Below are 17,967 nucleotides of genomic sequence, written 5' to 3' on the forward strand. Positions count from 1 at the left end.
TAAAATGGTTAGTAAATTAAAATAAATATATGCTCTTTTAACCGAAACTTATCATTTGATTTTCAATGAATAAGACAGATTTTGATTACTTGTTTATTTTTTAATTATAAAGATGAAATCTTATTGTACAAATAGTTTTGTCGTTTTTAAATCTTTTCCATCTGAACTCGTACCGTAATACACTTCATATTCACCCGAAGTTACATTTATTCCTCTCGTGCTTTCGTCATAAAATTCAAATGAAGCAGCAGGTAAATCAATAGTGACATCCTGCTTTTCGCCGGCTTTTAAATTGATTCTTTTAAAAGCTTTCAATGTTTTTAAAGGACCATCTTTATCATTCACTTTTCGAACATACACCTGCACAATCTCTGTTCCTTCTCTTTTACTGATATTCTTTATTGAAAAATTCAATTGTGTATTTTCATTTGATTTTATCTTTGTCTTACTGAGATTTGCCGTACCAATTTGAAACTTTGAATAACTTAAACCAAAACCAAAAGGAAACAAAACATTGGTAGTGTATCTATAAGTACGCCCTTTCATTGAATAATCTTCAAAATCGCCTAAAATGTCTGAATTTTTATAAAAAGAAACCGGCAGTTTTCCCGCAGGATTATAATCTCCAAACAGCACATCGGCGACAGCCTGACCACCTGATTCGCCCGGATACCACGCTTGCAGAATAGCATCACAACTGGCTGTTTCTGGTGCAAAAGCAATAGCAGAACCGGAGCAGTTTACAAAAACTACTTTTTTACCGGCAGCTTTAAGCTCCTGCAAACATTTTCTCTGAACGGCAGGAAGTTCTATATTGGTTCTGTCGCCCCCTTTAAAACCTGGAAAAGAAACCGGCATCTCCTCCCCTTCAAGAAGTGTAGAAAGTCCGCCCACGAAAATTACAGTATCGATGCCTTTTAATTTTTGAATTAATGCAGCGAAATTGATATCGTGTTCTTTTCCAAAATCAAATTCAAGATTTGCCTGCCAATTGTTGGATTGCGCATATAGAATTTCGATTTTATATTTTTTGCCCGCCTCAACTCCAAAGGCAATTTTTCCGGGAACAGTGCGCCAATTGGTATATTTTGCTATGGATTTTCCATTAACTAATAATTCAAAAGCTCCGGTAGCTCCGGTTTTAAAAACAAGACTATCCTTTTCTTTCGCCAGAAATTCCGTTTCATATCTGGCAGAAAATCCTTCCAGTTTAACACCCGAAGCAAATTCATGCTGTCCGGCAGTAGTCATTTTTATCGGATTTATAATTTGCTGCGTTGCCACACTATTCCCTTCTCTGTTTGGATTGTTCCAATAAGTGGCTTTCATTCCTTTTTTGCCTTCAAATGAAATCTGGTCAAAATAACTTTGGTTGACTTTATCTTCGACTAAATCGCAGCCTTTGTCGTACACGATTTTATTTTGTGCGACTTTTGATTCTATTCCACTTTTAATAGTGATGGTTTTAACGGGGGTTCCATTGTAATTTCCCCATAACATTGGTTCATTATCTGCATTTGGGCCAATTACTGCCACTTTGTTGATGGCTTTATTTAAAGGCAAAATATTGTTTTTATTTTGTAAAAGAGTCATCGATTTTTGCGCCATTTCGAGCGCTAATTGCTGATGTTTCTTACTGTTAAGCACAGAAGCCGGAATTTGGGCCCACGGCACGATGGCATCATCATCCATTTCGCCCAGATCAAAACGTCCCGTTAAAACACGAAGCAGACTTTTATCAATATCAGATTCTTTAATTAAATCTTTCTCAACGGCTTCCGGAAGGTTTTTAAACGGATATTTCTCCCAAACACATTCAACATCCGTTCCTGCCAAAACGGCTTTTGAGGCAGCATGTGTTGCATCTGAAGAAACTTTATGCGTGGTATAAAAATCGGTAACAGCACCGCAATCTGAAACTACTAGGTATTTAAAACCCCATTCGTCACGCAAAATTCGCTGTAATAAACGTGTGTTACTGCAGCAAGGTTCATCATCCAGACGCTGATACGCACACATCACCTGACGCACATCGGCATCTTGTACCAATGCCTTAAAGGCAGGCAAATAGGTTTCGTATAATTCACGGGGATTTATATTATTCAAATTCAGTTCATGTCGGCTCCATTCCGGACCAGAATGCACGGCAAAATGTTTGGCGCAGGCCAAAAGTTTGCGGTATTTGGCATCGGCAGGACCTTGCAATCCTTTTACCACAGAAATTCCCATTCGGGAAGTTAAATACGGATCTTCTCCATACGTTTCCTGACCGCGTCCCCAACGCGGGTCCCTGAAAATATTGACGTTTGGTGTCCAAACCGATAAACTTAAAAATCGTTTGTTTTCATTGCCACCCTTAATCCATTGGTTGTATTTTGCACGGGCTTCATCAGAAACTGCATCAAAAACATTAAAAACCAACTGATCATCAAAAGAGGCTGCCATACCAATAGGTTCCGGAAAAACGGTAACATTATCATTGTTCGCATAACCGTGCAGGGCTTCGCTCCACCAATTGAATTTTTTAATGCCAAGTCTGGGTATCGGATCACTCTGGTCGCACATTAATGCCGCTTTTTCTTCAAGCGTTAATCGTGAAATTAAATCTTTTGCACGTTCTGATGAACTAAGAGTAGGATTCTTATAAGAATATTGCTGTGCGTTTACACTAAAAAAAGATAGTAAACTTATAATAAACAGATAACTAATTTTCATGATTATTCTATTTGAGTTAATATATTAATGCGTATTGTATTTTGGTTAAATCGTAAACTAATTAATTCAAGTTGATAGTTAATAAAGCGTAGTCCCTACGGGCAATGTCATTAAGTTAAGCTTTTTGCATTTTTTTCTCATTTTATGTCATTTAGACGGAGGAGAAATCTCCACAAGTAACTCCGCAACGAGGATCCAGTCTTTGTCGAGCTTCTCGCGGAGATTTCTCCTCCGTCGAAATGACAAACAGCACGTTTGAACTTTACTACCAGAAAAAATATCCCGTAGGGATTAAACTTTTTTAGCGCCAGCTTATGTATTGAATTGTTAATCTGGCAACTTGAATTAATTATTTTTTGAAATTTGACCCTTAATACGGAAATAATCAAAATCTACATAACCGCCAATATTTTTAGTTGCGTAGTTGAACAAACCAAATCGATATCCCATAAAATGCGGAAGTGTATAAGGTAGTTTTATTGTTTTTCCGATACTAATCCATTTTTTACCGTCTAAACTGTAAAAGAATTGGCCTTCGTCTATCTTGTCCTTAAAATTACATTCAGCCCTTAAATAAATTTTATCCTGAGCTAACGGAATACTTTGTATCTCTGCAGGAATGTCTTTAAGCGCTTCTATCATGACGATTTTCTTCGCATTTTTTTCCGCTTTTACGCCAATTAATCCGTACTCTTTTTGCAATAAAGAAAGTCCTGCAAAGTCACCGTCTTTCATTTTAGAAATCTCAATTACAATAGTTCCGGAACTTTGAGGGCCAAAAGTTCTTTGCGTCAATGTATTTTTTGCCTGAACAAAACTGCTGTCGATTCTTCCGGTTTTCAATCTTAAAAAACCTTTTCTTTCTTTTACCGACCAAAGCGAGTTATCCGGATTATGGTTCCATTGCCAGACTAGAGGCAAATCGGGATCATTCTTTTTTCGATCAAAATCATCGGAGTTTACAATGCCGGGAATTACACTTTTGTTTGGAGGCAAATCCAGGTATTCCGGTACTTTATTATTTTGGCCTAAAACTGGCCAGCCGTCTTGCCATTTAACCGGAACGAAATAAGGAATACGTCCGACACCGCCAAAATCCCTGAACAAGTATGAAAACCATTTTCCGTCTGGCGTATCTATCAGTCCGCCTTGGGCGACTCCTAAATCCTGCAATCCTACTTTTCCTTCCCACGGACCTGAAATTTGATCTGCCCTGTGTATAATGACCGTTCGCATGCCGTCTTTGGGCCAGACGATATTAAACAGATAATATTTTCCTTTAATTTTAAAAAGCTGTGAACCTTCAGATTGCAGCATAATATTGTTTCCTGCAGGCGCACTGGCATTTTCAATCAATACTTTTTTTGTTTCTTCTTTTACAGCAGACAAATCTGATTGTAATTCAACAATCTGTAATTTTCCTGCTCCCCAAACCATATAAACTTTTCCGTCATCATCAAAAAAGATAGAATGATCGTGATAAGAAGAATTCAAAACGGTTCTTTTCCAAGGCCCATTTTCTATATCTTTTGTCGAAAAAATATAGGTTTTACCCGTCGTTCCTGAAAAAGTGCTTACATAATAAATGCCATTATGATAATTTAAACTGCTTGCCCACGAACCTCTTCCGTAATCATTTTTTCCATTATCCAGATTTAGTTTATCGTTATCATCTTCTAATGTTTGATAGGCATAATTGACTATTTTCCAATTGACTAAGTCATTCGATTTCATGATGGGAACGCCCGGATTCATGTGCATGGTCGTGCTGCTCATGTAATATATATCGTTGACGCGAATGATAGACATATCCGGAACATCGGCAAAAATGACCGGATTCTGCGCCTTGTTTTGTGCATAATTACATAAGGTAAAAAGCAAAAAAAGACTAAAAAAAACATTACTGATTTTTATTTTATCTGGCATCATTTATTTACTCTTTTAAAATTCTGAATTGATGAAACTTCGGACTATTGCTTCCGTCATTAGATTTTATGGTAATGTTTACCATTTCAATCTTTTCGACATTTAATCGAATGGTCTTATTTGCTGTAGAAATAATCGAAGCCGGTTTTTCATTGATGAGAATCGTGATATTATCCGTTTTAAAATCGCCTGTGCAAATGATATCCAAATACTTTCCGGCTTTGTTTTTATTTAATAACTGATAAGAAATATACGATTTGGTACTTCTCCAGGCTTTTGTATCGTCATAACCCGAATCACTTTTTTCGCCTTTGTAACGATGATCTACTTCTGACTGCTGCTCACCGCAATTAATTTTATCAACGGTTTTAGCTTCCAGAGCCAATGCCTGTATTTCCTGCTGTTTCAAAAGAGCATGCTTTTCCTGATATTGTTCTTTGGTATAATTTTGAAAATACATTTGATATCGCGCGTCGTGAATTTCAAAAAACGGCTGTAGTTCTAATGAATCTAAACGGAAATGCAGGTTTCCCAAATCCTTCATTTTTGCGATATACGCTGCTTTGTCTCCAATTATCGCATCTGCCTGATCCAACGGATAATATTTACCGGCTGCTACATGTCCCATTCGGCTGTCATCGGCAAACAATCCGTCTAAATCTTTGTTGGATGTTTTGGCAGCCAATACAATAGGTCCGTTTACGAAAGCACTCCAGTTGGAACCGTCCGGCAAATTTTCTAAATGTGTAGAAGTTTTAAATGTAACCGAAATTTGATCTCCGGATTTCCACTTTCTTGTAATTGTTACATAACTGGAAGGCTTCGCTTCTATTTTCTGAATTTTTCCATTAATCGAAATTTCAAAATCTTCAGCCCATTCCGGATAGCGGATATTCATAGAAAATGTTTTGCTCTTCTTCAGTTTTAAAACAAGATTTGTGCTGTTTTGATACGGAAATTTGGTAGTTTGCTCGATGTAAATATCTTTTTCTTTCCAGTCTAAAACAGACGGAATAAAGAGATTTACAAAAACATTATTTTCTGTATGGCTGTAAATTAATTCTCCATATTTCGAATGATTTTCAAGCCCCGAACCCACACAACACCACATGCTGGTTTCCGGCTGTGAATACACGCGATAATGATTGGGTCTGATGGGAGTAAAATAAACAAAACCGCCTTTTTCAGGATGCTGGCTCGAAAGAATATGATTGTAAAGCGTACGCTCGTAAAAATCAAGATAACTTACCTTGTTTTGGTCTAAAAATAAAGCTTTGCTCAAACGTTCCATATTATAGGAATTACACGTTTCCGGCCCCTGATTTGATTTTAACATCCCGCTGAAATCTTCGGTTGGATTAAACTGTTCTGCAAAACTATTTCCTCCAAAAGCTACACTTCGCTTTTGGGTTACATTTTCCCAAAAGAACTGCGCGGCATCTGTCATGTCCTTATTTCCGGAAAGTCTGCCGATTTTCTCAAATCCAATTACTTTTGGAATTTGGGTATTGGCATGCAATCCTGTTAACTTATCTTCTTTTTTCTCCAGCGGATTTAATATGGCTAAGTGCGAAACTTTTTCAGCAGTTTCCAGATATTTTTTGTTTTTTGTGATGATATATAAATCGGCAAAAGATTCGTTTATACCGCCGTGTTCTGTTTTTAATATATTTTGAATTTGCTCTTCAGAAAGTGGACGAATTAATTCGATAAACCAATCGCCCAGTTTTATCAAAATCTCTTTTGCTTTTTCATTTCCAGTGTAATGATACGTATCGGTTAAACCGGCAAAAAGTTTATGGATATTGTACAGCGGAACCCACGTATTATTTAATCCGAAATTGCTTCCGTCAATATCTCCGTTATGAATGCGATCCCAAAAAACTTTTCCCTGCGGAATTCCGCCCACATAACCATTGCCGTTTTTTTGCTGGCATATCTCCAGTTCTGAGATCATATAATCCAGTCGGTTTTTAACTTCCCTATTTCCGGTAGAAGCATACATCATCGCTAATGCAGATAGATAATGTCCTGCAATGTGTCCGTCAAGTCCTATGCTTTCCCAATTCCCGTAACGTTCTGCTTTAACGGGTATTCCAGAGGCGATAAGGTAAGGTGCTAAAAGGCGGTCTGGATTGAGTTCTAAAATATATTTCAGATCAACATCCTGAGCATTTTTAAACGGACCTTCTTTTAGCCTTACTTCTTTTAAATCAAACAATTGCATTTGTGCTGTTGCAGAAGATGTGATCCACAATCCGAACAAGCAACAAAAGATTTTATATTTTCTAAAAAGATTTTTCATAGTATTATTTAATTAAGAAACTGTAGCTTTTACCTTTTTCAGTCTTTATATCATACAAATAAGTTGGGGCAATATCCAATGGTTTTATAGTCGATTCTTCCGCAATAACCGGCTTTTTGACCTCCACAGTTTGGTAAAAAACATTTGAATTAATTCCCGACGCTATTTTTAAATTTTTATTGTCTTTTGTTCTGATTTCATTTGGCGTTCTTAATCTCAAATTTCCGCCAAGATTGGACTGAATTGTTACGGCAATTAATTTTCCGTTTTTCCATCTCAAGTTCTTGATTTCAAAACCTCCATGCGCTTTTAGTCCTGAAATTTCGCCATATTCTTTTAAGGCATCCGGCAAAGCGGGAAGCAGATGAATTGCATCATCGGAACTTTGCATCAACATTTCGGTTATTCCGGAGGTACATCCAAAATTGCCATCAATTTGAAAAGGCGGATGTGCATCAAAAAGATTGTTATAAGTTCCTCCTCCTTCTTTGTTTACACCAAGCGGTGTGAGCTGATTCTGAATCAGGCTGTAAGCGTGGTTGCCGTCCTGCATTTTTGCCCACCAGTTCACCTTCCAGCCCATGCTCCAGCCTGTAGAAATATCGCCTCTTTGAAGCAACGTATTCTTTGCTGCTGCAAAAAGTTCGGGCGTTTTATAAGCAGAAATCTGATTAGAAGGATATAAACCATATAAATGCGAAATATGACGGTGATTGTCTTTGGGATCATCCACATCATCGAGCCATTCCTGAAGCTGATTGTATTTTCCTATTTGCATAGGCGGCAACATATTTCTTATTGTTTTTAAACTGTCTGCATATTGCTTGTTTTTCCCCAATACTTCTGATGCTTTTATAACGGAAGTAAAAACATCAAATACAATTTGATTGTCCATCGTTGAACCCGCCGTTACTGCAGAACCCTGATGTGCGGCCGGAGCATTTTCAGGTGAATTTCCGGGTGCCACGACCAGCCAGCCGTTTGTAGGATCTTTTACTAAAAAATCAGCATAAAAATCAGCAGCTCCTTTTAATGTTTCATATACCGATGCCAGATATTTTTTGTCACCTGTATACAAATAATGTTCCCATAAATGCTGACTCAGCAATCCGCCGCCTGCATTCCATACTCCCCAGGTAGCGCCGTCAACGGCTCCGTTAATTCTCCAAATATCGGTATTGTGATGCGCCATCCAACCGCGGGCACCGTACATTACTTTGGCTGTTTCTTTTCCGGTTTGTGCTAATTCCTGAATCATTTTTAAAAGCGGCTCATGCATTTCAGATAAATTCGTTTTTTCAGCCGGCCAGTAATTCATCTCGGTATTAATGTTGATTGTATATTTACTATCCCAGGCCGGTGTCATACTTTTGTTCCAAATCCCCTGAAGATTGGCCGCCTGACCTCCTGGCTGTGAGGAAGAAATCAGTAAATAACGTCCGTATTGATAATATAAGGTCACAAAAGAAGGATCTGAAACCTTTCTGAAATTGGCTAGTCTTTCGTCTGTCGGTAATTTTGAGGCTATTGTAGTTCCCAAATCAAGCTGAACTCTTTTAAAATATTTTTGATAAAAAGCGATGTGCGCTTCCTTCATTTTATCATAAGACTTATCAAAAGCCTTATTCAGAAAAGAGGTTACGAGTTCGTTTTCATTGCCGCTGATATCGTTATAATTTTTAAAATTGGTAGCAATCGAAACATAAATCAAAACAGAATCGGCATCTTCTATTTGTACAGAATTGCCAGCTGCTTTTATATTCCCACCCTGAATTTTAAATTTTGCTATGGCTTTAAATTGTACTTTTCCTTCTACTCCTTCGTGATCGCTTGTGGTGCCCGAAAGTAAAAGTTCATTATTGCCGCTAACGATTATTTCCTTTTTTTTATGTTCCGAAGAAAAAGCTGCTGAAAATGAAACCTTTCCGGGTTTATCTGCTGAAAGTTTAATCACCAAAACGCGATCCGGAAAAGAGGTAAATGCTTCTCTGGTATACGTAATGCCATTTACTTTATAAGTAGTTTTTGCAACGGCTTTTTCAATATCCAGTTCCCTATAATAATCTGTAAAATCTTGCTGATTTAAAAAACTCAATTCTAAATTCCCCACAGGCTGAAAGATTTGCCCGTGCGATTTTTTAGTAATGATATTTTCGTTTATTAACTTTTCGGCTTTTTTATATTCCTTTTCAAAAAGAAGTTTTCTTATTTCACTCAAAGCTTCTTTTGCATTCGGATTATCATTACGATTTGGACTTCCGCTCCAGACAGTTGCTTCATTCAATTGAAAAACTTCTTTCTCAACATTTCCATAAACCATAGCTCCCTGAAAACCATTGCCAATGGGCAGGGCATTTTCCCAAACGGCTCCTGCACTACTTTTATACCAAAGCTTTAAATCATCTGTCTGCTGAGCAGATAATGAAACTCCGAAAAACAGCAATATGGGAATTAAATATATTTTCATAAATAATGGGTTCGTATGATTTCAAATGCTATAAAAAACGCTGTTATTATTAAATTTTACTCTGCAATCCTGTTACTTTCCGGCGGCCCCAAGTACGACGGTTTTAATCCTCCGGTATTGATTACAATTTTCTCCAGCACAATTCCCGGATCTAAAACACGAAAACGCAACACATGTTTTCCGGGTTTCGAAATGTTATGTTTAGTACTCGAATGAATCAGATGCTCGGCCTGCCATTTTCCTAATTCTCCACGGTAATGTCTGTTAAAATTTATGGTTTGCGGTTTTTCTTCATCAAAAGAAACTTCATAACGAAGGCCTTTGTTGCTGTTAAAATTAAGCGTTGGAGCCAAAAGCAATTCTACATTAAATTCTCCGGTTGAAGCAAAATCAATTTCATATTCGACAAAAATATTCTCGTTTTGAGCCGGATACTTATTTTGTGGAAATGTCGTGATCCCGCTTTTTGTTTTTCCAAAATCAGGAATCACTTCCCAGTGAATTGTATTGGAATTATTTACTTTAGAAAAATGTGCTGCTTCAATGGAAACATAACCGTCTTTTTCTGCGAATACTTTTCTTTTAATCTGATCTTTTTCAGAAACATAACTTACTTCCGGCAAAATGTTCTTCGGAGTATCGTGCCATGCCTTATATCCAATTCTCATCTGGTCCATAATATGCGTCCATTTTCCGCCTGAAATTTCATTGTTGTATTTGTTTTGAAGCACAGAATCTCTTTCAAAATTAATTTTAACCTGATCTGCAAAAGCGTTCGCCAAACTATTTTTTTCTGACGACAATTTTCTGTTATTGGCTTGAGCAAAATACATTTCATAAAGATTGCTGCAGGCATCTATTGGGTATAAAACCAACTGAAAATAGGCATCCTGATATTCTTTCGGAATTTCATTGTAAATTCGATAAGCATCCAATGCCAGATTTTTATAGTCATTTACCACGGTCTGAAATTCGTTGTAATTTTCCAGACTATAGGTTTTGCTGTCAAGCATTTCGGGTGTAACTCTTCGGTTGAATTTTGGATACGTATTTAATAATCTTGCAATTTCTTTGGCGTGTTTTGTTCCGAATTGATCAGCTGCCCATTTCTCTGTAAATTCAAAAAGATTCTGAGAATTAAATTTCTTTGGATTCCAAGCCATATCTAAAAAGAAACTGATCGGAAATTCCATTGGTTTTAAATCTCCAACATTTACAATCCATACTTTATCAACGCCATGTTCGTAGCTCAAATTCATTTGTTCCCAAACTCTTTGAATCGGACTAATATTAATCCATTTTGAATTTCTTGGACCTCCTACATAATCAAAGTGATAATACATACCGTAACCGCCTTTGTGCAAAGGTTTTGTCAAGTCGCGCAGTTTGCGCACATTTCCCCAATTGTCATCGCAGAAAAGCAAAATAACATCATCCGGAACACGCATTCCCTGATCATAATAATCCTGAACTTCTTTATACAAAGCCCAAACCTGAGGTGTTTTTTCAGGCTTTTTTTGCGTTACATCAGCAATAATTTTTCTTTGTTCTTTTACGATATTTTCCAGCAGGCTTATGTTGGTTTCTTCACTCATGGCTTCGTCACCGTCTCCGCGCATTCCAATAGTAACTAGCTTTTCCCAATTTTTACTGCGTTCTATTCCGCCTTTCCAGAATTCATCAAGAACGGTTTTATTTTTAGCGTAGTCCCAAACATTCGGCAGGTTATTTTTTTTAATATATCGGCGCCAGTCGGTTTGTGCCAAAGCCATTGGTTCGTGGTGCGATGTTCCGATAACAATTCCCATTTCATTCGCTAAAGGTCCGCTGGCAGAATCATCATCATAAAAAGCATTTCCCCACATGGCCGGCCAGATGTAATTTGCTTTTAACCGAAGTAATAATTCAAAGACTTTCTCATAAAACTTGCTGTTAAATCCGCCAAATGTGGCTTTCGACCAGCCGCTTAATGCCGGCGCTTCATCGTTGATAAAAATTCCTCTGTATTTTACGGCAGGTTCTCCATCGCTATAAATTCCTTTTATAAAATACATATTCTCTTTTTTCTCGACAGGCACATCAGCCCAATAATACCAAGGGGAAACGCCAATTTGTTTCGATAATTCGTAAATGCCGTAAATCGTTCCGCGTTTGTCACTTCCGGCAATTACAATCGCTTCTTCGACTCCTTTAAATGGATTTTTAATATTCTGAATACTAAACTTTTCATTTTTACCCTTAAGCTGTTTTCCGTCAATTTTTTTTGCTTTAACCAAATCATCAATAACTGAATTGGTTCCAATTGTTCCGATAATAATCAGTGGTGAAGATGAGTTTGGTTTCTGATTTAAGATTGATGGTTTTTCTCCCGTAACTTTTTCAAAATCAACTTGTAAATTAGTGATTGCACGTAAAATACCGGCATCTGTTCCGTCACTGACAAGAAAGGATAAGGGTGAAGATTTCTCTTTCAGAACAATAACATTGTCGCTTTTTTGAGTTGTAATAAACGACTGCGCTTTTAAAAAAGTACAACTAAAAACGATAAGAAATGTGAGGCTATATTTTGAAAATGTATTCATGAACTTAATTTATTATGCAATTCAATTACTATTTTAAAATCTTTATTTCTGCTGAAATAATAACGGTGTAAACATAAATAAATCATGTCTCCAGACTGGCCACGTATGTCCGCCCGGATATTCGCTGTATTTATATTTGATTCCGAGCTGGTCGAACTTTTTCATCATAATTTTGCAGTTTTCATAAGCGATATCTTCTTTGCCACCCATAGAAATCCAAAATTCTTTGATGTTCGCATTAATCGTTCCGGCATTATTTTTCATAAACTCGTACTGCGGTTCTGATAAAGCCGTATTGTTGGCCCACCAGCCTGAACTGAATACGCCTATATAAGAAAACAAGTCAGAATTTTTAACGCCAGTATAAAGTGTTTGCAAACCACCCATTGATAATCCGGCTAAAGCCCTGTTTTTAGCATCTTTTGCAACTTTAAAATTGCTTTCTACAAATGGGATTGCTCCGGTTTTTAATTCATTTTCAAAAGCTTTTAGTGCATTTTCATTAAAACCTGCCACGCCGCCTGTGTTTCCCATATTGCCGTCGAGCATTGCGATGACCATTGGTTTTGCTTTATTTTCGGCAATTAAATTGTCTAATATTAAATTTGATTTTCCTTGAGTTGCCCAGCCTGTTTGGTCTTCACCTCCGCCGTGCATAAGATATAAAACCGGATATTTTTCTGTAGCATTTTCATAACCCGGCGGTGTGTACACATACATTTCACGCCATGAATTGGTTGCTTTTGAAAAGTATTTCTTGATTCTGATATCACCATGCGGAACGTCTTTTAAAACATAAAAATCACCTTCCTTATTTGGAATTTCGATACCACTTGCCATACGTCCCATTCCGTAAAATGTCTGACTTGACGGATCTGCAACCGCGACGCCATCAATCAACAGGGAATAATAATTAAATCCTTTGTTGATTACCTCTGTAGTTACTGTCCAATATCCATCTGAATCTCTGGTCATATCGTATTTTTTGCCCAAATCGATTTGTACTTTTGAAGCTTCAGGAGCGTTGACTTTAAAAATTACTCTGTTATCCGGTAATATTTGAGGATATTTTGCAGTACGAATATTGGTTTGCGCAGGATTTCCTAAAATGGTAAAAGCTGCAAAATTGTTTTGATCAACAGTTTTAAATAAGAATTGTGAAAACATATATAATCCGTTTTTCCAGACTTTAAAATCATGAACTCCGGGCTCGATATAATAAATGTGCGGCACATCATTTTTATATAAATAATCATGCGTTCGTTTACTGTTTTCGATAAGCCAGTCGTTATCTCCGCAGGAAATCCAGAGTAGTTTTAATTTCTTTTTTGCTTCTTCGGGATTGGGAAGTAATTCCTTGGGCATTTTAGTATTTGGAGCTGCTGAAAAAGCGCCAACCCAGGCAAATTTATCTAAATTCCCTAATCCAAAATTTAAAGATTGTCCGCCTCCCATTGATAATCCGGCGATGGCGCGGTGTTCTCTGTCTTTCAAAACCGGGTATTTTTTTTCAATAAACGGAATCAAGTCGTTTAATAAATCTTTTTCGAAAGCAGCAAAAGCCTGCACTTTATCGGGTGCCATTATGTTGCCGGTCGCACTGTCGTCTTTCATTGCCCTGCCGTTTGGCATCACCACAATCATAGGTTCAATTTTTCCTTCTGAAAAAAGATTGTCTAATATAATTTGCGGATTTCCTCCGTTTAGCCATTCTTTTTCATCGCCGCCAATTCCGTGTAAAAGATATAAAACAGGATATTTTTTCTTTTTATTAAATCCCGGAGGTGTATAAATAGTTACTTTTCTTGTAGATCCAACTGTTTTGGATTCATAAGTAATCGCTTCTATTTTTCCCGCCGGAATACTGCTATTTAACTGATCAAAACCAAGAGGCGCCTGCACTATAAAAGGCAATTTTCCATCAGCCAATTTATATCCCAATAACGAAAGCATTTTATCGGCATAACGTCTTCCCAAATCTCTGTAACCTGCGGCATTAAAATGTAAAAAGTCAGGTTCTGCAGTACATCCTTTAGATGAAATAACATACGAATTGGGAATCGTTTTGGGCAATGTCGCAATAATTTTATTCATACTGCCACATTTACCGTTCTGGACTTCGTTTACGGTTTCTCCCGAAAGCAAAGGCACTTTTTTCGGATCCAGATTCAGGTCTTTTATTAAATTATCATAGACGATTTTTACTTTTTTCGGCCAAAGTGTATCACCTGTATTCGATTCTCCCTGATGTAATAAAATGCCTTTAATGACACCTTTTTTCTGCGCTATTTTTGCCAGTTCTACCAATCTTGCATACGGATTTCCGTCGTATTCTTTTAGTATGCCTTTCATCCAGTCTGGCGCTGTTGCTACATATTCTGCTGTTTTATTTTTATCGAAAAGTTCAATTTTGCATCCTCCAACGGCTACATTGATTACGCCAACTTTTATATTTTTAGGCAGATTGGCTACCAGATTTCGCCCAAAATAATCCACTGGTGTTAATCCGGTGCTGCAACGGCACAATGGCGGTATGGCAGTATACCAATTTCCTTTTTCACGCTTTAATTCAGGACAATTGACTGCCTGTAAAACCTGAAAACGATCATCGACACCCACTTTGTCCTGCGGTTCTATTTTGGCATATCCTTCCATATTCGACTGGCCAAAACTAAGATATAGATGAAAATTAGGATCTTGAGAATATCCCTTTTGTGCTATTGAAAAAAGAAAAATAAATGCGAAAAACCTAAGTATTGATTTCATTGTTGATTTGTTTTTATTATCAAAAAATCATTTTAATCGAATTCAAAATATGCAAGCTGTTATTTAAATAAATTGAGATCTACTGTTTCTCCCATCTTCAGATAACCCGCTTCATTTGGATGCAAAAAATCGCCGTCGTGCAGGTTGGATAAAATTGTTTTTGAACCTTCTTCTGCAACCATTGCTTTATCAAAATCAATTACCGCATCAAAGGCTTTGCTGTTTCTGATCCAGGCATTTACAATATCACGGGCTTCTTGTTTATGTGGCGCATCATAAAATGATTTGGCAAAAGGCAAAATGGTACAGCCGTACACTTTTATTCCTTTTGAATGTGCTTTTTGTATCATCACTTTATAAGCTTCAATAAGTTCCTGGGCTTTTATTGGTGCGTCTTCAGGATTTTTAATTCCACCAATATCGTTGATACCTTCCAGAATTACGAGCCATTTTGTGCCTTTTTGAGATAATACATCTCTGTCAAAACGATTTAAAGCTGTTGGACCTAATCCGCCTTTGACTACACAATTTCCTCCAATTCCTAAGTTCAAAACGCCTATTTTTTCTGTTTTTTTATTGGCAGATAATCGTGCCGATAAAATATCTGTCCATCGATTTTGTTTGTTCGTTCCTGAGCCCCGACCGTCTGTAATGGAATTCCCCAAACAAACAATATTCGCAGCCGATTGATCAGCTGTGACATCCAATCCCATAATCGAATACCAGTGATCTGTTTTTATGGCACCATCAAAAGCTGTATTTTGAATTTGATCTCCTTCAAGAATATAAGAAGTGGTTCGTGAACCGGGATGTCCGGATGTTTTTTGCGAAGTATTTCCGTAATGAATGGTAATCGCTAAAAGCTGTCCGGGCTGTAATTCAAAATCAAAAGCATCTGAAAAAACTTCTTGTTCCGGATTTATCGTGATTTCCGGTTTTCCATTAAAACGAAGTTCTTTTTGTGTTTTAGCATCAACAATCGGTGCATCGACAACATTGGCCACACTAACCGATTTTAAAACCGATGGCTGATCGCTGAATATATTTGAAAAACGCAATCTCATACGTTTTCCGCCAATGGAAACCCTGATAATTTGTCGAAGTGTATTTTCTGAAAGTCCCGGAGCAGGCGGCATATTGTTAGGTTCGACCAGCATTTGCGCGCAAGCCCAGGTTCCTACCCAATTCTCGTTTTTGGTTTTGTTTTGCGCCATCACAGATGACTGATTGGACTGACAACCCAAAACCAAAAAGAAGAGCTGCAAAAACAAAAATACTTTTAAATGTGCTTTTTTCATATTTTATTTTTTATTGCGGCTGTGTATTATTTGCAGCCGTTGCGTACAATCCTATCAATGCTCCAGTAAAACCTCCGGCTACATTTGTGGATAGAATATCTCCAGAAACACTTTCGCCTAAATTTTTAAAATCAGTACCATTTAGCGCATAACTAAATTCGTAACTGTCTCCGGTTGCTTTTACTTGTAAGCGTATATTTTTTTTGATATCAATTTTGGCGCTTGCCATTATTTTAGATTGTCCGTTTTCTGTTCTTTCTAATAAAATATAGGTGTCTTTTCCTTTTTTTGTGATACCAAAAACATAATTAAAACGCTCGTTTTGCAGGCATGTGATACCTGCCAGATCTTTTTCAGATGCCGGTTTGTATTCTATTGTTGTGGCAAACGAGAAGGTATTGTGCATTTGTCGGTAAAAAAGTGTCGAAATAGGTTTCAGTTCTTTTATATTCACTTCGAAAGGATTAATCTGAAGTCCTCTTTTCGTTACTGCAATAAAATTTTCACGAGGGCCTCGAAGTCCGATCCATCGGTAATCTAATTTATCAGAAGTAAAATTTTCGGTAAACGTAAAATTTCCATTTGGGAAGAATCCGTCTTTACCGGTTTTGTTTTCGGTAACACCCTTTGGCATTTTTATTTTTGGTTCTAAAGGCACTAATCCGTTTTCAAAAACCGGAAAAGTTCCTGACCAGTCAACCGGAAGCATAAAAGTTTCGCGTCCTGTATTTACTCTGTCTTTATCATTCGGGCGAACGCCTAAAAAAATGCTGTAATATTTATTATCAGGTCCAAGGACTAAATCGGCATGTCCTGCCCAGTCTACTTTGTCTTTTCTGTTTTGCGGAAAATATCTTTGGGTAAGAATCGGGTTGTTTGAGGCGGGTTTAAAAGGCCCTTTTGGACTGTCACTGATAAAAATAACTTCACTATGATTTCCGCCAGTACCTCCTTCGGCACACATTAAATAATAATGACCGTCTTTTTTATACAAGTGAGGCGCTTCTATCCAAATTGGTTTTTTAGAAAGATCTACTCCTCCATCTACAATAATTTTATCTGTTCCCGGAATCACCTGATCTTTTTCCAGATCATATTCCCAAACTTTAATAACACGATGACCTTCATATAATTGCTTTCCTTTATCGGGAGCGTCATTATGAACGATATAACCTTTTCCGTTATCATCAAAAAAGATACACGGATCGATTCCGTCAAAACCTAATTTTATTGGGCTTCCCCAGCCTTTCATAGGATCTTTTGTTTTTACTATAATATTGCCTAGTCCTCCTGAAAATGCGGTTACAATCATATAGAATGTATCATTATGCGGATTATACGTTATTCCCGGTGCATATACGCCCTGGCTTATACTGGTATCGTGCGGATTAAATTCGGAGACTTTATTTAATACGCCTCCAAGGTCTGTCCAATTTACCAAATCTTTAGAGTGAAAAATGGGCACGCCTGGAAACATAGCAAATGAAGAACACACCATAAAATAATCACCGCCTTTTCTGGTAATAGCCGGATCCGGATAACATCCTTGTAAAACCGGAGAATAAAATTCATCTGGTTTTAATGGGTTATTTTTATAAATATTGTCATTTCCCTGATACACAACATTAGAAAACACGGGAGGTTTTTTACTTTGTTTTTTTATTAGGGTATCACCAGCTGCTATTGCTTTAAAATTAAAAAGAAACAGTAACGATAGTAAGAAATTTATTTTTGAAAGCTTCATTTTTGCGATTGTTCGTTTATGATTAGTAACTCTTAAAAAAAAGATAGCTTCTATTTAAGAGACTTGAATATTGTAACTTAATTCATAATTTAAAAGCCGAGGGAATTATCCCCCGGCTTCTTACTAAAGCAAATTACACTACCAACTTAAAGGGCTATTCTGTA

General features: G+C 37.1%; 8 protein-coding genes. All 8 read right to left on the reverse strand.

Going from position 1 to position 17,967, the window contains the following annotated elements; translation table 11 throughout:
- Positions 1-120: 120 nt before the first annotated feature.
- Positions 121-2,715, reverse strand: a complete 2,595-nt coding sequence (xyl3A, locus tag B0M43_RS18685) for a xylan 1,4-beta-xylosidase (protein ID WP_078007698.1) — start codon at positions 2,713-2,715, stop codon at positions 121-123.
- Positions 2,716-3,060: 345 nt separating this feature from the next.
- On the reverse strand, positions 3,061-4,644 hold the full coding sequence (locus B0M43_RS18690; protein WP_078007699.1) for a glycoside hydrolase 43 family protein: 1,584 nt from the start codon (positions 4,642-4,644) through the stop codon (positions 3,061-3,063).
- Positions 4,645-4,648: 4 nt separating this feature from the next.
- A complete protein-coding gene (locus B0M43_RS18695) occupies positions 4,649-6,946 on the reverse strand; it encodes a glycoside hydrolase family 127 protein (RefSeq protein WP_078007700.1) in 2,298 nt (765 codons plus the stop codon).
- Positions 6,947-6,950: 4 nt separating this feature from the next.
- Positions 6,951-9,413, reverse strand: coding sequence for a glycoside hydrolase N-terminal domain-containing protein (locus tag B0M43_RS18700; protein WP_078007701.1), 2,463 nt, complete (start codon positions 9,411-9,413; stop codon positions 6,951-6,953).
- A 56-nt stretch (positions 9,414-9,469) separates the two neighbouring features.
- Positions 9,470-11,995: a glycosyl hydrolase 115 family protein gene (locus tag B0M43_RS18705; protein WP_078007702.1), complete on the reverse strand. Its 2,526-nt coding sequence runs from the start codon at positions 11,993-11,995 to the stop codon at positions 9,470-9,472.
- Between the two features lie 42 nt (positions 11,996-12,037).
- Positions 12,038-14,761 carry an alpha/beta hydrolase-fold protein gene (locus B0M43_RS18710; protein WP_078007703.1) on the reverse strand — a complete coding sequence of 908 codons (2,724 nt, stop codon included), beginning with the start codon at positions 14,759-14,761 and terminating at the stop codon, positions 12,038-12,040.
- A gap of 59 nt (positions 14,762-14,820) precedes the next feature.
- Positions 14,821-16,059, reverse strand: a complete 1,239-nt coding sequence (locus B0M43_RS18715) for an SGNH/GDSL hydrolase family protein (RefSeq protein WP_078007704.1) — start codon at positions 16,057-16,059, stop codon at positions 14,821-14,823.
- Between the two features lie 10 nt (positions 16,060-16,069).
- A complete protein-coding gene (locus B0M43_RS18720; RefSeq protein ID WP_078007705.1) occupies positions 16,070-17,803 on the reverse strand; it encodes a glycoside hydrolase family 43 protein in 1,734 nt (577 codons plus the stop codon).
- Positions 17,804-17,967: the final 164 nt, after the last annotated feature.

The sequence above is a fragment of the Flavobacterium sp. KBS0721 genome (assembly GCF_002007065.3).
GTDB lineage: Bacteria > Bacteroidota > Bacteroidia > Flavobacteriales > Flavobacteriaceae > Flavobacterium > Flavobacterium piscis.